Below are 18,008 nucleotides of genomic sequence, written 5' to 3' on the forward strand. Positions count from 1 at the left end.
CGGGCGGCACGAGGGCGGGGGTCCCGGGCGGGCCGGGGAGGACGGCCGGGACCGTGCCGGTCATCCGTTCGGGGGCGGGCGCCGGTTCGGCGTCGGGGTCGGCGGTGCCGTCGGCGGCCCGGGCCCGGCCGTCGGTGTAGGCGCGGGCGCCCCAGCCCAGGACCGCCTCGGCGAGAGCGGTGCCGAGGCCGTCGGTGAAGCGGCCGAGCTGGTCCGCGGTGTGCCGGCAGTGGGTGCAGCCGTCCAGGTGGGCGGCGAGATCCGGGTCGAGGACGGTGTGGGGGCGGCGGAAGGTGACGTCCAGCATGCGCTGGTAGTTGCGGCATTCGGTGCCGGGGGCGAGTTCGCGGTGCAACTGGAGGCATTCCTCGCGCAGCCGCACGCGTGCGCGCTCCCGTTCGACGCCCGCACCCTCCACGTCGAGGCCGAGCAGCAGGGCCGGCACGTCGAGCGGTTCGGACTCGGCCTCGGCGTGCCAGAGCAGGCAGCGCGCGGACTGCGGCAGCCGCTGGAACGCCCCCGACAGCAGGCGGCGTTCGGGTGGCGGCAACAGCAGGGCGGCCGGCCGGCGGCCGTCGGGGGAGGCGGCCGTGAGGTCGGGGTGGAGCATCCCGCGCCGGTGGTCGCCGTCCCACTCGGCGGCGATCCGGCGGACGGTGACGAGGAGATGCGGCCGCCAGGCGAAGGCCGGGCCGTGGTGGCGCAGGGTCTCGCCGAACAGCCGGGTGAACGCGGCCGTGGTGAGCATGCCCGCGGGGACGGGGCCGTCCGCACACAGCCGCGCGTAGGCGAAGGCTGCCTCCCAGTGCCGGTCGAGGAGTGCACCGACCGGCTGCACCGCGGGCGTGCCTCCCGTCCATTTCCTGAGCGCGGCGCTCAGTTGCTCGTCGGTCGGGCCGGACGGGCGGAACGGGGCCGGGGAATTCCACACACCGGCATCCTTCACGGCTGCATTCCTCTCGGGGACGGATCGGCGCGGCCCATACCAACGGGTATGGGACCCCGCCGACAGAGCGGCGGAAATGCCTCGCACAGAGTTCGCTGTCTCGAACATGCGCCCGTAAGTGCTCTTGTGGAGCGCGACCGGCGCAGGGGATCGGCCGCCCGCGCGCAGGGAAAAGGGATGGTCCGCACGTCGGCACCGCACACCTTCGCACAGGCCCCGGGAGGTAACAAGGGATTCCACTGCTTCGTGCTATTCCCGTGCTCTGTTTGCTTTTTGACGGAGCGTCAATGACTTTCGCGTGGCGAATTGACGCGGATCATCCGTTCCCGGTGCGGGCGTCCGGAAAGGCGAGGAGATCCAGTGCCCGTTCCCAGGCGAACTCCGGGTGACCGTCCGCCGCCGGCTCGCCGGAGTACGGCTCACCGAAGCGCACCCCCATCCCGGCCAGCCGGCGCAGGCTCTCCCGGTAGGCGGGGTGCGCGGCCAGCGCCTCGCCCACGCAGGGCAGCACGGCGATGGGCACACCGAGGCCGGCGGCCTCGCAGAGGGTGCCCAGGGCGAGGGTGTCGGCGATGCCGGCCGCCCACTTGTTGATCGTGTTGAAGGTGGCGGGCGCGACCACCACCGCGTCGGGCGCCGGGAAGGGGCGGGGGTCGCCGGGGGTGCGCCAGGCGGACCGGATGGGGCGCCCGGTGCGTTCCCGGACCGCGTCGGCGTCGAAGAAGCCGTTCATCGCGGTCGGCGTCGCGAACACGCCGGTCTCCCAGCCGCGCTCGCGCGCGGCGGTGATCAGCTCACCGACGCCCGCCGCGACGCCCGCGGCGCAGACCACGACGTACAGGAAGGGTCGTCCGCGCGTCTCGCCCTGATCGTTCACCCGGAAAGCCTAAGGGGCACCCGAACGCCGGCGCGCCCTGCTGGGCCGGCCGCTGACCGGGCGCCGCGGACGGCTGGTGACCGCGCTGGTGGCGAGCGCCGTGATGACGGTCCTGGCCCTGCGCATGGCGTTCTCGCCCGGGCCGGCCTGACACGCCGACGGAGCGGGGGACGCGCGAGGGGGATGCCGTCGGGACGACACTGTCGGGCGAGGAATGATGGCGGCGGACACCGGTGTTGCGCATGGCACCGGCATCACCGCACGACGACACGACGACACGACGACACGACGATGGGACCAAGGTCATGCCTCTCGAGGGTGAGTACGAACCCAGCCCGACACAGTGGGTGCGCGAACAAGTCGAGTTGTACGAGAGCTCAGGCGGGACGAAGGGCACGACGCTCCGCGACACGGGCCTGCCCGTGGTCGTGCTCACCACGCTCGGCGCCCGCAGCGGCAAGCTGCGCAAGACCCCGGTGATGCGGGTCGAGCACGAGGGACGCTACGCGGCGGTCGCCTCGCTGGGCGGGGCTCCGAAGCACCCGGTCTGGTACCACAACATCAAGGAGCACCCCCGGGTGGAGCTCCAGGACGGCCCGGTCCGCCGCGACATGACGGCCCGTGAGATCACCGGGGAGGAGAAGGCCGAGTGGTGGAAGCGCGCCGTCGAGGCGTTTCCGCCGTACGCCGAGTACCAGCAGAAGACGGACCGGGAGATCCCGGTCTTCGTGCTGGAGCCCGACGGCCGGGACTGACGGGCGCGGCCCGGGGACCGAAGGGCGCGGCCCCGGCCGGTCCGCGCGGGCCGGGACCCGGGTCGCGCACCCCGGACCCCGCCCCGCACCCCGGCCCGTGTCCCTGCCCCTGCCCCTGCCCGGGGGCCGTCCGCGGCCGGATCCGCGTTGCCCCGGAGGAAAGACCGGCGCGGCGTGCATGAAGCGCCCGGCGACCGGGCACCCGAGTCTCAGGCCCCGCCGCGCTCCCCCGTCGCGGCGGGGCTCTCCCATGCCTCCCGCGCCTCCGGGGCGCCCCGGTCGGTCACGTCGAGGAAGATCTGCTCCGCCGCCGGGACGGCCTCGGCGACGGTCCGCTTGATGCGGACGGCGACCTCCTCCACCCGCTCGCTGTCCATGCCCGGGACGAGGTCCACCCTGGCGGCCACCAGGACGCTGTCGAGACCCGTCTGCATCGTCAGCAGCGCCTCCACGCTGTCGATCTCGGGCTGCGCCCGCAGCAGTTCCCGGATCCGCTCGCTCGCCTCCGGGTCGACCGCCTCACCGATGAGCCGGTCGCGGGCCTCGCGGCCGAGCCGGTAGGCCACGTAGACCAGCAGCAGGCCGATCGCGACCGAGGCGCCCGCCTCCCAGACCACCTGCCCGGTCGCCATGTGCAGGGCCATGCCGACGATCGCGAGGGTCACCCCGACGACGGCGGTGCCGTCCTCGGCGACGACCGTGCGCAGCGCCGGGTCGCGCAGGCCGTCGCCCGTCCCGCCCTGACGGCGCACCTGGTGGAGGGCCCGCAGCAGCGAGCCGCCCTCGGCCAGCAGGGCGATCCCGAGGACGATCAGACCGGCCACGTACCCCTTGTGGTCCTCGGCGCCGGTGTCGCCGAAGGCGGTGACGCCCTGGTAGAAGGAGAAGCAGCCGCCCATCACGAAGATGCCGACCGCCGCGAGCAGCGACCAGAAGTAGCGTTCCTTGCCGTAGCCGAACGGGTGGCGCCGGTCCGGGGGCCGGCTGCTGCGGCGCAGCGCCGCCAGGAGGAACACCTCGTTGAGGCTGTCGGCCACCGAGTGGGCCGCCTCCGAGAGCAGCGCGGGGGACGCGGCGACGACGCCGCCGACGGCCTTGGCCACCGCGATCACCAGGTTGGCGGCGAGCGCCACGAGCACGGTGATGCGGGTCCTGCGATCCGATCGTGTAGTCACGGAGGGCGATTGCCCCGGTCGGCCCACGGCACACCGTGCCGACGGCGGAAAACGGGGAACGCGGTGTGGAGGGGACATGCATTCCGGCATGCCCGACCGCGAGGAGGAGGCACATGAGCCGCGACGACCCGGGCGACGGCAACAGCGCCTACGGCAGGAAGGCGTTCAAGCGGTCGAGGGCGCACTTCGCGGACCGGATCACCGCCGACGGCCGCGACGGCTGGCCGGTGGAGGCGGGCCGCTACCGGCTCGTGGTCAGCCGCGCCTGCCCGTGGGCCAGCCGGGCGCTGGTGTCCCGGCGGCTGCTCGGGCTGGAGGACGCGCTGTCGCTGGCGGTGACCGACCCGGTCCAGGACGACCGCAGCTGGCGTTTCACCCTGGACCCGGACGGCCGGGACCCGGTGCTCGGCATCCGGTACCTGAGCGAGGCCTACGACCGGCGGGAGTCGGACTACCCCGGCGGGGTGAGCGTGCCGGCGGTCGTGGACGTGCCCAGCGGGCAGCTGGTCACCAACGACTACCAGCAGATCACCCTGGACCTCGCGACGGAGTGGACGGCGCTGCACCGCGAGGGGGCGCCCGATCTGTATCCGGCGGACCGGCGGGACGAGATCGACGAGGTCATGGACGGCGTCTTCCGCGACGTCAACAACGGCGTGTACCGTGCGGGCTTCGCCACCGGGCAACAGGAGTACGAGGCCGCGTACGCGGACGTGTTCCGCCGTCTGGAGCAGCTCGCCCAGCGGCTGGAGCGTCAGCGGTACCTGGTCGGCGACACCCTCACGGAGGCCGACATCCGGCTGTTCACCACGCTGGTGCGGTTCGACGCGGTGTACCACGGCCACTTCAAGTGCAACCGCTACAAACTCGCGGAGAACCGGGTGCTGTGGGCCTACGCCCGCGACCTTTACCAGACGCCCGGCTTCGGGGACACCGTCGACTTCGACCACATCAAGCGGCACTACTACCAGGTGCACACCGGGATCAACCCGTCCGGCATCGTGCCCGTGGGCCCCGACACGAGGGGCTGGCTGGCCCCGCACCACCGTGCGGAGCTGGGCGGGAGGCCGTTCGGCGACGGCACCCCGCCGGGGCCGGTGCCCGCGGACGAGGAGGTGCCCGCCCGGGGCCTCCCCTGACCCCCTCCGCACACGCGGAACGACTCACCCCCCGCGGTCCGGGCCGACCCGCCCGGACCGGACGAGACCGACGCAGGAGAGCGACGTGGCGAAGAAGAAGAGCAAGAAGAAACTGCCCATGGCCTACAAGCCGATCGGCTTCGCCCTGGGCTGGACGAGCGGCACCGTGGCGGGGCTCGCCTTCCAGAAGACCTGGAAACTGATCCGGCACGAGGACAACGCGCCGGACGCCCTGGACCGGGACCGCCGCTGGGGCGAGATCCTGCTGGCCGCCGCCATCCAGGGCGCCATCTTCGCGGTGGTGCGCAGCGCGGTGGACCGGGCGGGCGCCAAGGCCATCGAACGCTCCACGGGCGCTTGGCCGGCCCCGGACAAGGGCGGCCGCGACTGACCCGCGGCGGGACCGTACTGCCGCCCGAGGGGCCCTCCCCGGCGGGCACGACGGTCCCGGGGCGGGGGCGGAGGGCTCAGCCCTGCTTGGGGGCCGTGGGCGCGCCGCGGCGCAGGGTGAAGGAGTGCCCGGCGGGGTCGGCGTAGCCCCGCTCCTCCAGCGGGCCCGAAGCGGCGCCGGCCTCCATGGGCCGGCCGCCGAGGCTCACGATCCGGCGCTCCACGGCGTCGAGGTCGTCGACCACGAACTCCAGGTGCGCCTGGAGGGAGTTCTCCGGGCGCGGCCAGCTCGGGGCGGTCGCGTTGACGTCGCGGCGCAGGGCCAGCCGGAAGCCGTCGGCGGCCCGCACCTCGACCCGGTTGGCGTTCGCGTCGACCTCCTCGGCCTGAAGCAACTCCTTGTAGAATTCGGCCAGTTTCTCGGGCTCGGCGCAGTCGAGCACCACGACGCCCGCGTTCACCAGTGCCATGTCTCCTCCGGGAGGGTGCGGCGGCACGGAGCGGTCCTGCCCCGGCCGGTACGGGACACCTGTCCCGGGTGGGCGGTTTCAGTCGACACGACGGCCAACTCCGGTGAACTCGGTCGCAATTCGAAGACATATGTCAATCGAACATGCTCAAATTCGCTCGCTCGGGGTTAACTTGCGGAGTGGGGACGGACGTTGGGGCGGCAGCCGCCCGGACCAGGCTGGAGGCGATGGCACAGTGCGGCAGGAACCGGCACGGCTGACCCGGCACTTACGCGTCCACCAGGACCGGGGACACACGGTGCTGGAGTTCCGCGGGGAGATCGACATCGCCGCGGCCGCCGAGATCCTCCCCCACCTGGACGCGGCGACGACGGCCCCGCACACCCGGGTCGTGATCGACCTGACCCGGGTCGAGTTCTTCGACTGCTCCGGGCTGCGCCTGCTGTACCGGGCCCGCCGTCGAGTGCTGGACGGGCAGGGTGACCTGCGACTGGTCTGCGCGCACCCGCTGACCCTGCGCATGCTGCGGATCACCGGACTGTCCCGCCTGCTGCCGCCGCGTCCCACCCTGGACGCCGCCCTGGAACGGCCGGAGACCGCGACCGGCCCGCTGTGACGGCCGCCGCCTCCTCCCAGAGGTCCCCGCCCCGCCCGCGCACCGGCCCCGTGCCGGGCGCCCGGCCTGTGCGCCCCCGCGTGCTCCCACCGGTCCGCCCGGCCCTCAACGCGCTTGTCTGCCACGGCACATGAGGGGCATGCGGACAGGAGGAAGGAGGGCCGTCACCATGACGACTCCGATCGGACGCCTCCACCGGCGGGTCCCGGCCTGGGCCAAGGTGCTGGGGGCCGTCGTCCTGCTCCTCGCCGTACTCTTCGCCGGCCTCCGGCTGAGCCTGCTGCCGGGGCTCAAGGACCTGTTCGGCACCGAGACCCGGGACCGGTCCGGCCCGGCGCTGCTGGAGTCCATCCAGGACATCAGCCGCTACGACGCCGCCTCCGGCACCTTCCAGGTCGTGGTGGACCTGGAGAAGGACGCCAAGTTCCTGCCCGACGCGGTGCGCGGCAGCCGCACGCTCTACGTGGGCGCGGGCACCGTCGACGCCTACGTCGACCTGGGCGCGCTCGGCCCGGACGACGTACGGGTGAACGAGGAACGGACGTCCGCCACGCTGCGGCTGCCGCACGCCCGCCTGGGCACCCCGGCGCTCGACCCGGAGCGTTCCTACGCCGTGTCCAAGCAGCGGGGACTGCTGGACCGGCTCGGTGACCTGTTCTCGGACAACCCCAACAGCGAACAGGCCGTGCAGAAGCTGGCGGTGCGGCACATCGGCACCGCGGCGAAGGAGAGCGGGCTGACGGCCCGCGCGGAGACGAACACCACCGACATGCTCGAAGGGCTGCTGCGCTCCCTGGGGTTCGAGAAGGTGCGCGTGACGTACGGCAGATGACTCCGCGCCCGGGCCGCCCGCCGGGTGACCGGTTCCGTACCGGCGCCGGCGTGGACCGCCGGGGCGCGGGTAACCGGGCCTACCCACAGGCAGGTTGACGACTTGGAGGACCTCATGGCCCGTGTCGCTCCACGCGTGCGTGCCGGGTCGCGGCGGCGCCCGGCGCCGGCCGGGCACGGCACCGACGGCGGCGGGAAAGGGGCGCGCCCGCTGCCCTGGCCGGTGCGTCTGCTGGCGATGCTGTGCGCCTTCACGGTCATGGTCGTCTTCGCGGTGGTGCTGGCCCGGCTGACGCTCCAGCCGTCCCCCGCCTCGGAGGCGCTCATCCACACCAACCTGCACCCGGGGCGCTCGCTGCGGGCCTATCTGGACCAGCCCGGGCTGCGCGACGCCGTCCGCCAGATCGGCGGCAACATCCTGCTGGGCGTGCCGTTCGGGGTGCTGGTGCCGGTCGTGGCGCCGCGGTCCCGGACGTTCCTGCGGGTGCTGCTGCTGACGGCCGTGGTGATGCTGCTGGTGGAGTTCGCCCAGGGCGCCCTGGTCACCGGCCGGGCCTTCGACGTCGACGACGTCATCCTCAACACCTCGGGCGCCCTGCTCGGTCACCTGCTGCTGGGGCGCAGGCTGGGCCGCGCGGTGCACGCCCGTCGCATGCCCGCGGGGAAGGCGTGACGGGCCGTCGGCGCGGGGCGGCCCGGTGTCATCCCCCGCGCACCGTCCAGGTGAACTTGTCGCCGCCCACCCAGCGGATCACGTCCGGGTCGTCCAGGTCGTGGACCGTGATCCCGAAGGCGGCCGCCGCCTGAAGCACATCGGTGACGGTTCTCGCCTCACCGATCACCTCTCCGTCGATCTCCACGATCCGGAACGGTGGGGTGCCGGGCTGCACCCCGAGCACCATGATCCGCGGGTGGGAGATGTACGGGCTCGCACTTTCGGTCATGCTTCGAGGGTAGAGCCCAAAGCCCGGGAACGCGGGTCCGCGTGGGCCGCCGGCCGCCCCGTGCGGGACCGCCCGGGGGCCGTGCCGCGGCTGCCGCGGTGTCCCCCGCGTGGCCGCCGGCTCAGGGGCGCCGCCAGTCGTCGCCCGTCAGGTGCGACCCGGCCTGCGGCCCCATCCGCAGCATCCCGCCGTCGACGCTCCAGGAGGCGCCGGTGACGTAGGAGGCGTCCGGTCCGGCGAGGAAGGCGACGACCGCGGCGACCTCACGCGCGTCACCGGGACGGCCGAGGGGGATGCCGGGGCGGCTCCCGGTGCGCGGGTCGGTGTCCTCCTGACCGGTCATCGGGGTGGCGATCTCGCCGGGGGCGACCGCGTTGACGGTGATGCCGTGCTCGGCCAGCTCCAGCGCCATCACCTGGGTGAGGAGTCCGAGCCCGCCCTTGGCCGCGCAGTACGGCGCCGCGCCGACCCGGGGCTGGTGCTCGTGGACGGAGGTGATGTTGACGACGCGCCCGCCGTCGCCCTGCCGGATCATGTGCCGCGCCGCCTTCTGCCCGCACAGGAACGGGCCCACCAGATCCACGTCGAGCACGCCGCGGACCGTGTCCAGGTCGAGGTCCAGGAACGGCGTCATGGTGCCCGTACCGGCGTTGTTGACCAGCACGTCGATCCGGCCCAGGCGGGCGGCGAGATCGTCGACGGCGTCCGCGGCGGCGGGCAGCCGGGTGAGGTCCATCGGGGCCGTCTCGGCCCGCCGGCCGTGCGCGCGCACCTCCTCGGCCGTCTCCTCGGCGCCCCGCCGGTCGGTGTGCCAGGTGATGCCGACGTCCAGCCCGGACGCGGCCAGCCGTACGGCGGTGGCCCGGCCGATGCCGGAGTCGGCGCCGGTGATCACGGCGACCCGGCGGTGCGGGGCGGTGGGTGCGGACACGGTGGCCTCCTCGGCTGCGCGGACGGAACGACGCATCGCAGTACCCGGCCGGGTACCGGACAAACCGCCGGTCCGCCGTGCGGCCCGGGGCGCCCTGGGGAACCCTGGAGCGAGGAGGTGGCGATGGATCCCGTCGAGGCGCTGGAGCGGATCGCGTTCCTGCTCGAGAGGTCCCTGGCGCCGACGTACCGCGTGCGGGCCTTCCGCACCGCCGCCCGGGTGCTCGCGGACCTGGGCCCGGACGAGGTGCGCGAGCGCGCCGCGGCCGGGTCGCTGGAGTCCCTCAAGGGGGTCGGCCCGAAGACCGCCCGGGTGGCCCGGGAGGCGCTGGACGGCGAGGTGCCCGGCTACCTGCGCGCACTCGAGGAGGACGAGCCACCCGGGCCCACCGGGGAACAGGGCCGGCGGCTGCGCGCGCTGCTGCGCGGGGACTGCCATCTGCACTCCGACTGGTCGGACGGCGGCAGCCCCATCGAGGAGATGGGCCGCACGGCCGCCGCGCTGGGCCACGAGTGGGCGGCCCTCACCGACCACTCGCCGCGGCTGACCGTGGCGCGCGGCCTGTCCCCCCAGCGGCTGCGGGAGCAGCTGGACGTGGTGGAGCGGCTCAACTCGGCCTGGGCGCCGTTCCGCCTGCTCACCGGCATCGAGTGCGACATCCTCGAGGACGGCTCCCTCGACCAGGAGCCGGAACTGCTGGAGCGGCTCGACGTGGTGGTGGTGTCGGTGCACTCCAAACTGCGGATGGAGGCGCGGGCGATGACCCGCCGCATGGTGGCCGCCGTGCGCAATCCGCACTCCGACGTGCTCGGCCACTGCACCGGCCGGCTGCTGTCCGGGCGGGGGCGGCCGGAGTCGGAGTTCGATGCGGACGAGGTGTTCGCGGCCTGCGCCGAGACCGGCACGGCCGTGGAGATCAACAGCCGGCCCGAGCGGCTCGACCCGCCGCGCCGGCTGCTGCGCCGGGCGGTGGCGGCGGGCACGCTGTTCTCGGTCGACACCGACGCGCACGCGCCCGGCCAGCTGGACTGGCAGATCCTCGGGTGCGCCCGCGCGGAGGAGTGCGGGGTGCCCGCCGAACGGGTGGTGACGACCTGGTCGCTGGAGGATCTGCTGGCCTGGACCCGGGAGCGGAAGGTGCCGTCCGGAGTGACGGACGCCTGAGGTGGTACCCGGTCCGGCCGCCGGAAGGAGAGGAGCGCGTATGGAACGGGCCGCGGTGTTCGACGTCGACGGCACCCTGGTGGACACCAACCACCTGCATGTGACGGCCTGGTGGGAGGCCCTGCGGCAGGCGGGGCACCAGGTGCCGATGCACACCCTGCACCGGGCGGTGGGCCTGCCCTCCGCCGGCCTGGTCGCACACGTGCTGGGCGACGACCGGGACCCGGACCAGGACGACGCGCTCAGTGCCGCGCACAAGGCGCTGTACGGGCAGTACTTCGACCGGCTGCCCGCCCTGCCGGACGCGGGCCGGCTGCTGAAGCGGCTGCACGCGGAGGGCTGGCGGGTGGTGCTGGCCACGTCGGCGGGCGGCGCCGAACTCGGGGCGCTGCGCCGGGCCATCGACGCGGACGAGGCGATCACCGCCACCGCGAGCGCCGACGACGTGTCGGAGGGCAAGCCGGCTCCGGAGCCGGTCGAGCACGCGCTGGAGCTGGCCGGGGTGCCGGCCGAGCGGGCGGTGTTCGTCGGAGACACCGTGTGGGACATGCGGGCGGCGAGCCGGGCCGGTGTGCGCACTGTCGCGGTGCTGTGCGGCGGCATCCCGCGCGCCGACCTGGAGGAGGCGGGCGCACAGGCGGTGTACGACGATCCGGCCGGCCTCCTGGCGTCGCTGCCGGGCGGTCCCTTCGCGTGATCCCCGGGCCTGCCGGGATACCCGCACGCACATGACGAGCACGCAGGAGACGGGGGCGCCGGTGAGCAGCGCCGGAGGGCCGGGACGGGTGCGCCGGACGGCAGACGCCGTCCAGCGGGAGGCGCTGGCGGTGTGGCAGGCGGCACGGGCCGCCTGGCGGGGGCCGGGGCGGGAACGGGACCTGGTCGTCCAGTCGCTGAAGGCGGCCGGGGCGGCGCTGCTGGCGTGGCTGGTGGCGCGGGTCTGGCTCGGCGACCCGATGGCGCTGATGGCGCCGTGGGTGGCGCTCGTGCTGGTACAGGCGACCGTGTACAGCTCGCTGCTCCAGGCGGGACGGCAGTTCGCCGCGATCTGCGTGGGCGCCCTGGTGGCGTCGGGGGCGCAGGCGATCACCGGGGACACCACGGGCGCGCTCGCCCTGTCGATCCCGGTCCTGGTGCTGCTGTCGAACTGGCCGCGCTTCGGCGACCAGGGCATCTACGCGGCCACCACGGCGGTGTTCACCATCGCGACCGGCACGGTGAGCGCGACCGCCGTGGGGCACCGGCTGGGGCAGGCGGCGCTCGGCGCGGCGATCGGCGTCGCGGTGAACGCGCTGGTGCTGCCGCCGGTCCACCTGCGGGACGTGCGGGAGAACCTGGCCGCGCTGGTGCGGGACACGGGCGAGCTGCTGCACACGCTGGCCGCGGATCTGCGGCAGGGCGAGTGGGACGGCCAGACCGCGGCGGACTGGCTGGCCGCGACGGCCCGGCTGCAGCGCCGGCTGGACGCGCTCGACTCGGCGCGCGGCTGGAGCAGGGAGAGCCTGCGGCTGACCTCGGGACTGTTGCGCGCCCTGTACCGGGCGCCGACGGTGGCCCTGCCGCCGGAACAGGAGGATGAGCGGTTCGGCCGGGTCACCGGCCACGTGACGGCGCTGACCCGGACACTGTCCGTGGCCGCCGACGAGAACCGGACGCCCGCCGCGCCGGACCACACCGTCCTGTGCCGGTACGGGGAACTGCTGGAACTGATCGGTGACCACTGCCTCTCCGAGGCCGGCCGGCTGGAGGAGGCCGGGGCGCCGGCGGAGGCGGAACCGGACGAGCGGACCCTGGCACGGATGCGGGAGCTGCACGAGCGGTTGCAGCGGGCGCTGCACGAGGACGCCGGGCAGGGTCCCGCGCGCACGGCGGTGCTGGGCACCCTGGTGCTGCAGGCCGAGAACCTGTGGGCGGAGCTCGTTCCGGGGGTGCGGGCCGATGACACGGGCCCGGCGGAGTGAGAGAGTGATACACATCACCCCAAAGGGAGACATTCGGCGGAACACCGGGGGGTGGTTCACCGTTGAACCGGGCGTGGGTGCGGAGGGGACAGTGTCCCCGGGCCTCACCATTCGCCCACAGGGACGATCGTTCGGCTGAAGCCCTGTGGAGCCACTCGCCGAGAGGCGACCGCCCTCCGTGCCCCCCAAAGCCGCCCCGACCGTGATTCCCCCGTCGCGGTCGGGGCTTCGTCCTTTCCCCGCCCGGGTACTCGGCCGGTCCGCGTGAACCGCAGCCGGAGGGAGTACACAGGTGAGCAGCGCAACGGGCTTGAGGGTGGTCGTCACGGGCGCCACCGGCAACGTGGGCACGGCGGTGGTGCGGGCCCTGGCGGCGGAACCGGAGGTGGCGTCCGTCGTCGGGCTGGCCCGGCGGATCCCCGACTGGTCACCGCCGAAGACGCGGTGGACGGCGGTCGACCTGTCCTCCGAGCGGGCCCCGCTCGGCGAGGCGTTCGCCGGCGCGGACGCGGTCGTCCATCTGGCGTGGGCCTTCCAGCCGACGCACGATCCGGCGACGACCTGGCGGACCAACGTGCTCGGCAGCATGCGGGTGTTCGACGCCGTGGCCGCCGCGGGCGTGCCCGCGCTGCTGCACGCCTCCTCGGTCGGCGCCTACTCCCCCGGTCCGAAGGACCACGCGGTGGACGAGTCCTGGCCGACCCACGGCTGGCCGGACGCCGCGTACTGCCGGGAGAAGGCGTACCTGGAGCGGGCCCTGGACACCTTCGAACGCGACCACCCGGCCACGCGCGTGGTGCGCATGCGGCCCGCGTTCCTGTTCCAGCGGTCGTCGGCGAGCGAGCAGCGGCGCATCTTCGGCGGCCGTTATCTGCCCGGCCCGCTGGCCCGGCCCGACCTGCTGCCGTTCCTGCCGGACGTCCCGGGGCTGCGCGTGCAGCTGCTGCACACCGACGACGCGGCGGACGCCTACCGGCTGGCGCTGCTGTCCGCGGAGGCCCGCGGCGCGTTCAACCTGGCCGCGGACCCGCCGGTCGACGCGGAGCTGCTCGGCGGGATGCTGGGCACCCGCCGGGTCCGGCTGCCGCGGTCCGCGGCCCGCTCGGCGATCGCCGCCGCCTGGGGGCTGCATCTGCTGCCCGCCTCACCTCACCTGTTCGACGCCGTGCTGCGGCTGCCTCTGATGGACTGCGCGCGCGCCCGCACGGAGCTGGGCTGGCGGTCGACCCGCGAGGCCACCGAGGTTCTGGAGGAGTTCCTGGAGGGCATGCGGCAGGGCGCGGGCGCGCCGACCGAGCCGATGCGGGGGCGCAAGGCCGGCTGACGGCGTGGCGGGGCCGGTCAGCCGGAGGGCTCCTCCGGCACCGGGTGCTCCGGGTTCGGGGAACCGGCGTGCGGAGCACCCCGGCGGCCCGTCCCGGCCTCGTCGGTGTCGGGGACGTCGGTGTCCGCCCCGCCCGTGTCGTCGCCGTCGCCGGACGCCTCGCCCTCCGCCCCGTCGTCGGCGCTGTGCGTGCGGGCGTCCCGCTCCGCGGCGCCCCGCTCGCTGTCGGTGCGCTCGTCGTCGGCGGCCTGCTGTGCGGCGCCGGGTGCGACCTCCCAGGGGTCCTCGCCCGCGCCGGCCTGCTGGTCGGGCAGATCGCGCGGGACGGCCGCGCCGTTCTCACCCGGTCCTTCGAGGCGATGGTCGGTCACAGGGCTCTCCCTCCGTACGGGCTCGTCGCTGCGTCCACGGTCCGGTCCGTACGCGGACGAGCGCCCGTGCGAGTACCTCCGCGCCGACCTGCGAAACCTCAGCGCGTGGCCCGCTCGCGCAGCGCGGCCTGCCGGGCGGGCGGGCGGGGACCGGAGTCCGGTTCGGGGCGGCGTCCGCCGCGGGCGAAGAAGTCCGCGAGCGGCAGGATCGCGGCACCGACGGTGACCGCGTCCGGGCCGAGGCTCCCCAGCTCGATCGTCACCTTCTGGGCCGGGTGGCGCAGCGCGTACGACAGGGCGTGCCGGCGGACGGCCGGCAGGAAGCGGGGGCCGAGCCGGAGCCCGGCCCAGCCGCCGATGAGGATGCGCTCGGGCTGGAACAGGTTGATCAGGTCGGACAGCCCGGCGCCCAGGTACTCGGCGGTCTCCTCCAGCACCGCCAGCGCGACCGGGTCGGCCACGCCGCCGTCGGGCGGGTGGGCGGCGGCGAGCATCGCTTCGAGCGCGGTCTCCTCGTCGGTGTCCCCGGGCACCCGGCCGCCCTCCTCGCGCCACCGGGCGAGCAGCGACTCGGCGCCGGCGTACGCCTCCAGGCAGCCGAGCGCGCCGCAGCGGCAGCGGCGGCCCCGGACGCGTACCGTCAGGTGCCCCCATTCGACGGCCCGGCCGTGTTCCACCTCGGGGGTGGCGAGGCAGGCGCCGACCCCGGAGCCGAAGAGGACCACGAGGGCGCTGCGGGCGCCCCGCCCGGCCCCGAACCACATCTCGGCCTGTCCGAGGGTCCTGGCGCCGTTGTCGATGAAGCAGGGGACGGTGCCGGGCAGCAGCGACCCGGCGCGCAGCAGGGATTCGAGGGCGATCGCGTCCCAGCCGATGGTCTGGCCGTGCACGACGGCGCCCCGGTCCGGGGTGTGCTCGACGATGCCGGGGACACCGATGCCGACGCCGAGCAGGCGTGCGGGGGCGAGGCCGGACGCGTCGAGCACGTCGGCGACGCCGGTGCGGATGTGGTCGACGATGACCTCGACGTCGTAGCGCCGCTGCTCCAGCGGGCGCTCGGCGCGGGCCACCTCGGCCAGGGCGAGGTCGAACAGTTCGACGCGGACGCGGGTCTCCCCCACGTCCACGCCGATCAGGTGCCCGCTGAGCGGCGCCACCCGCAGCAGGGTGCGGGGCCGGCCGCCGTCGGAGTCCACACTGCCCGCCTCCTCGACCAGGCCGTCGGCGACCAGGTCGGCCACCACGTTGCTCACCGAGCCGGAGCTGAGCCCGGTCGCCGGGCCGAGTTCGAAGCGGCTGAGGGGGCCGTCGAAGTACAGCCGCTGGAGGACGGCCGTGCGGTTGGCCCGCCTGAGGTCCCGCACCGTGCGTCCGCTCCGCCCCGTCATACGGTCCCCTCCCACAGCCCGGCGGCTCCGGGGCCGCCCGGGCCCGCCCCCGTCCGGCCTGCAACATACCGTCACGGTGTGACGGAGCGCGACGTCCTCCGACACCTGTCCCACGCCGTTAACCGGCCGGCGGGGGCGTTCCGGCGGCGCCCCGCCGGCACGCCGGAAAACCGTTCGCGGCCCCTTCGCCGCGTCCCTACGCTGGCGCGGGGCCTGGAGAGTTCAGGTGCCACGATCACGGAGAAGGACCCATGAGACCGCTCACCGAGCAGGACATCCGCAGCTCGTTCATCAACTGCTCCAAGGGCGAGGCCAAGCGCCTGGCGGTGCCCAGGGACCTGGGCGAACGTCCCTGGGCGGACCTCGACTTCCTGGGCTGGCGGGACCCCGGGGCGCCCGACCGCAGCCATCTCGTCACCGAGCGCGACGGCCGGCTGGTCGGGGTGGCGCTGCGCTTCCAGCCGGCGCGGCGCGGATTCCTGCACCGCAGCATGTGCTCCCTGTGCCTGACCACCCACCCCCGCGGCGGGGTGTCCCTGATGACCGCCCGCAAGGCGGGCGCGGCCGGCCGCGAGGGCAACTCGGTGGGCGCCTACATGTGCACCGACCTGGCCTGCTCGCTGTACCTGCGGGGCCTGAAGGTGCCGGAGTCCGGGGGACGGTTCGAGGAGAGCCTCACCCTGGAGGAGCAGATCGCCCGCACCAGGGGCCGTCTGTTCGCCTTCCTGGACGCGCTGCGCGCCTGAGCCGGACGCCCCGGCTCCGTCCCCCGCCCGGCTGCCGTCACCGGCGGAAACGTTCGAGACGGGTGGGTAAGGGGAACCGTCCGAGGATGCGAGAGGTACGTGAGTTGGCGGCGCCCGCCGTGCAGTTCGTCAAGCGGCGCCGGGACCCGGTGGCCGTGCAGACGCTGCGCTCGACGGCCGCCGCGACCGTCGCCTACGTCATCGCCGTACGGCTGAGTCCGGAGGCCGCGCCGCTCACCGCGCCGCTGACCGCGCTGCTCGTGGTGCAGGTGACCCTGTTCTCCACCCTCACCACGGGTGTGCGCCGGGTGAACGCCGTGGTGGCCGGTGTGGTCGTCGCGATCCTCTTCAGTCTGCTGGTGGGCCTGACCTGGTGGAGCCTGGGCCTGCTGATCCTGGCGTCGCTGCTGGTGGGGCATCTGGTCCGGGTCAACGAGTTCGTGCCCGAGGTGGCGATCAGCGCGATGCTGGTGCTCGGCGTGACGCACCACGGCGACACGGCCTGGGCGCGGATCGTGGAGACACTCATCGGCGCGGTCGTCGGCATGGCCTTCAACCTGCTGCTGGCCCCGCCCGTCTGGGTGGAGGAGGCCGGGGACTCCATCGTGGGACTGGCGCGGCAGGTGCGGCAGCTGATGCTGCGCATCGGCGAGGAGGCCGCCGGCCGCACGCCGGTGGACCGGGCGGTGGCCCGGCTGCACGAGGCCCGCCGCCTGGACCACGACATCATCGAGGTGGACGCGGCGCTGCGGCAGGCGGAGGACAGCCTCAAACTGAACCCCCGGGTCCGTGAGGGCCTGCTGCACCGGGTGGTGCTGCGCACCGGGCTGGACACGCTGGAGATCTGCACGGTGGTGCTGCGGGTGCTGGCGCGCACCCTGACCGACCTCGCCAAGGAGCGCGAGACGGAACCGCTGTTCGAACCGGAGACCGGCGCCACGCTGGCGCAGCTGCTGTCCGAGATCGCCGACGCCGTGGTCAGCTTCGCGGTGCTGGTGACGACCAGCGTCAGTTCCAGCGCCGAGTCCGCGGAGGAACGTCTCGCCGCCGAGCTGCGGCAGGCCGCCGTCACCCGCGACAAGCTGGCCGACCTGCTGCTGGAGGGGGTGCAGCGCAACCCCCGCCAGTGGCAGCTGCACGGCGCGGTGCTGACCGAGGTGAACCGCATCCTCGACGAGATGGACACCGAGCACCGTTCGCGCCGGCTGCTGGAGGAACTGGACCGGCACAGCCGCGAGATGCGCGAGCGCGCCCCCCGGCTGGCGCGGCTGCGGGACCGGCTGCGCCGGAACCACGACGGTGGTGCCCGTCGTTCTCCATGATGGAACCGGCCACGGGCGGACGCCCGGGCCGACGGACGACGAAGGGGGCGTGCGGATGACCGACGGCACCGTGCGGATCGACGGGAACACCTTGCGGCTGCCGGGCGGTGTGGCGGTGCGGTTCATCCGTACGCTGCGCCTGCCGGAGACGGGCACGCATCCGCTGCCGCCCGGCCTGGGCGAGTTCCCGGTGCGGCGGGTCGCGGACCACGCGGACTCGGTGCCCGAGGAGTGGCGGGCCCGCGGCGGGGTGATGCTCCCGGTCTACCTGCGGGAGGCGATGTGGCTGAGCTTCGCGGGCAGCAGCGAGCCGGCCGCCCTCCAGGTCGGGGTGGGCAAGGTGTGCGCGGTCTCCGGCGCGCCGTGGAGCAACCGCCTGGCCCGCGAGCCGCAGAACTACGTGGTTCTCCCCCGCCAGCCCTGGCTGGACGGCATCAACTCGGGCAAGGGCACGGTCCGTCAGTTCGTCGCGGTGCCCCTCGGGCTGGGCGCCACGGTGGAGGGGCAGGTCACCGGCGAGGAGGTCTGGGGCGGCGTGCAGTTGCAGTCGTTCCCGCTCAACGACGCGGAACTGGCCCGCTGGCGGGAGGCCGAGCGGCGCCGGTCGGTGACGCTCGGCGGGGGGTACGGCGGGGCCATGGCCGCCGCGCCCGCCCCG

19 protein-coding genes and 2 pseudogenes are annotated in these 18,008 nt (G+C 74.5%); 13 read left to right on the forward strand and 8 right to left on the reverse strand.

All coding sequences use genetic code 11. From position 1 onward, the window contains the following. Window positions 1–946 (reverse strand): annotated as a pseudogene (locus G3I53_RS07550) (hydrolase); the annotation flags it as partial. 316 nt (window positions 947–1,262) lie between these two features. Beyond that, window positions 1,263–1,823, reverse strand: a complete 561-nt coding sequence (locus G3I53_RS07555; RefSeq protein WP_164438150.1) for a flavoprotein — start codon at window positions 1,821–1,823, stop codon at window positions 1,263–1,265. A gap of 305 nt (window positions 1,824–2,128) precedes the next feature. Here G3I53_RS07555 and G3I53_RS07560 point away from each other — a divergent pair, with 305 nt between their 5' ends. Then, window positions 2,129–2,578, forward strand: a complete 450-nt coding sequence (locus G3I53_RS07560; RefSeq protein ID WP_164438151.1) for a nitroreductase family deazaflavin-dependent oxidoreductase — start codon at window positions 2,129–2,131, stop codon at window positions 2,576–2,578. A gap of 209 nt (window positions 2,579–2,787) precedes the next feature. Here G3I53_RS07560 and G3I53_RS07565 read toward each other — a convergent pair whose 3' ends face one another. Then, on the reverse strand, window positions 2,788–3,753 hold the full coding sequence (locus G3I53_RS07565; protein ID WP_343239727.1) for a cation diffusion facilitator family transporter: 966 nt from the start codon (window positions 3,751–3,753) through the stop codon (window positions 2,788–2,790). Between the two features lie 113 nt (window positions 3,754–3,866). Between G3I53_RS07565 and G3I53_RS07570 the strand changes: the two genes are divergently transcribed. Further along, a complete protein-coding gene (locus tag G3I53_RS07570; RefSeq protein WP_164333506.1) occupies window positions 3,867–4,892 on the forward strand; it encodes a glutathione S-transferase C-terminal domain-containing protein in 1,026 nt (341 codons plus the stop codon). Window positions 4,893–4,977: 85 nt separating this feature from the next. Next, window positions 4,978–5,283 (forward strand): DUF4235 domain-containing protein, encoded by a 306-nt coding sequence (locus G3I53_RS07575; protein WP_164333507.1) that lies wholly within the window; start codon window positions 4,978–4,980, stop codon window positions 5,281–5,283. Window positions 5,284–5,359: 76 nt separating this feature from the next. On the opposite strand, the gene G3I53_RS07580 is transcribed toward G3I53_RS07575, so the two are convergent. Then, window positions 5,360–5,752 carry a VOC family protein gene (locus G3I53_RS07580; protein ID WP_164333508.1) on the reverse strand — a complete coding sequence of 131 codons (393 nt, stop codon included), beginning with the start codon at window positions 5,750–5,752 and terminating at the stop codon, window positions 5,360–5,362. 235 nt (window positions 5,753–5,987) lie between these two features. Here G3I53_RS07580 and G3I53_RS07585 point away from each other — a divergent pair, with 235 nt between their 5' ends. From G3I53_RS07585 to G3I53_RS07595, 3 genes are all read left to right on the forward strand, one after another. Then, a complete protein-coding gene (locus tag G3I53_RS07585) occupies window positions 5,988–6,368 on the forward strand; it encodes an anti-sigma factor antagonist (protein WP_343239581.1) in 381 nt (126 codons plus the stop codon). 169 nt (window positions 6,369–6,537) lie between these two features. Then, window positions 6,538–7,200, forward strand: a complete 663-nt coding sequence (locus tag G3I53_RS07590) for a DUF4230 domain-containing protein (protein ID WP_164333510.1) — start codon at window positions 6,538–6,540, stop codon at window positions 7,198–7,200. Between the two features lie 114 nt (window positions 7,201–7,314). Further along, window positions 7,315–7,872, forward strand: a complete 558-nt coding sequence (locus G3I53_RS07595; protein ID WP_164333511.1) for a VanZ family protein — start codon at window positions 7,315–7,317, stop codon at window positions 7,870–7,872. A gap of 28 nt (window positions 7,873–7,900) precedes the next feature. Here the strand turns inward: G3I53_RS07595 and G3I53_RS07600 are convergent, their stop codons facing one another. Together G3I53_RS07600 and G3I53_RS07605 are read right to left on the reverse strand one after the other, a co-directional pair. Further along, a complete protein-coding gene (locus tag G3I53_RS07600) occupies window positions 7,901–8,143 on the reverse strand; it encodes a hypothetical protein (RefSeq protein WP_164333512.1) in 243 nt (80 codons plus the stop codon). A 121-nt stretch (window positions 8,144–8,264) separates the two neighbouring features. Next, window positions 8,265–9,074, reverse strand: coding sequence for an SDR family oxidoreductase (locus tag G3I53_RS07605; protein WP_343240567.1), 810 nt, complete (start codon window positions 9,072–9,074; stop codon window positions 8,265–8,267). Between the two features lie 123 nt (window positions 9,075–9,197). On the opposite strand from G3I53_RS07605, the gene G3I53_RS07610 reads away from it, so the two are divergent. From G3I53_RS07610 to G3I53_RS07625, 4 genes are all read left to right on the forward strand, one after another. Further along, window positions 9,198–10,238, forward strand: a complete 1,041-nt coding sequence (locus tag G3I53_RS07610; protein WP_164333514.1) for a PHP domain-containing protein — start codon at window positions 9,198–9,200, stop codon at window positions 10,236–10,238. A gap of 40 nt (window positions 10,239–10,278) precedes the next feature. Then, window positions 10,279–10,935: an HAD family hydrolase gene (locus G3I53_RS07615; RefSeq protein WP_164333515.1), complete on the forward strand. Its 657-nt coding sequence runs from the start codon at window positions 10,279–10,281 to the stop codon at window positions 10,933–10,935. A gap of 31 nt (window positions 10,936–10,966) precedes the next feature. Further along, a complete protein-coding gene (locus G3I53_RS07620; RefSeq protein ID WP_164333516.1) occupies window positions 10,967–12,199 on the forward strand; it encodes an aromatic acid exporter family protein in 1,233 nt (410 codons plus the stop codon). 292 nt (window positions 12,200–12,491) lie between these two features. Then, window positions 12,492–13,523, forward strand: coding sequence for an SDR family oxidoreductase (locus G3I53_RS07625; RefSeq protein WP_164438152.1), 1,032 nt, complete (start codon window positions 12,492–12,494; stop codon window positions 13,521–13,523). 17 nt (window positions 13,524–13,540) lie between these two features. Here G3I53_RS07625 and G3I53_RS07630 read toward each other — a convergent pair whose 3' ends face one another. After that, a complete protein-coding gene (locus tag G3I53_RS07630) occupies window positions 13,541–13,894 on the reverse strand; it encodes a hypothetical protein (RefSeq protein WP_164438153.1) in 354 nt (117 codons plus the stop codon). Between the two features lie 98 nt (window positions 13,895–13,992). After that, window positions 13,993–15,282 (reverse strand): ROK family transcriptional regulator, encoded by a 1,290-nt coding sequence (locus tag G3I53_RS07635; RefSeq protein ID WP_164333704.1) that lies wholly within the window; start codon window positions 15,280–15,282, stop codon window positions 13,993–13,995. Window positions 15,283–15,533: 251 nt separating this feature from the next. Here G3I53_RS07635 and G3I53_RS07640 point away from each other — a divergent pair, with 251 nt between their 5' ends. From G3I53_RS07640 to G3I53_RS07650, 3 genes and pseudogenes are all read left to right on the forward strand, one after another. Continuing rightward, window positions 15,534–16,028 (forward strand): FBP domain-containing protein, encoded by a 495-nt coding sequence (locus G3I53_RS07640; RefSeq protein ID WP_164333705.1) that lies wholly within the window; start codon window positions 15,534–15,536, stop codon window positions 16,026–16,028. Window positions 16,029–16,114: 86 nt separating this feature from the next. Next, the gene (locus G3I53_RS07645) at window positions 16,115–17,350 is read left to right on the forward strand and encodes an aromatic acid exporter family protein (protein ID WP_164333706.1); all 1,236 of its coding nucleotides are present in this window, start codon (window positions 16,115–16,117) and stop codon (window positions 17,348–17,350) included. A gap of 55 nt (window positions 17,351–17,405) precedes the next feature. Beyond that, a pseudogene (locus G3I53_RS07650) lies at window positions 17,406–18,008 on the forward strand (hypothetical protein); the annotation flags it as partial.

The organism is Streptomyces sp. SID14436 (genome assembly GCF_010548465.1).
GTDB lineage: Bacteria > Actinomycetota > Actinomycetes > Streptomycetales > Streptomycetaceae > Streptomyces.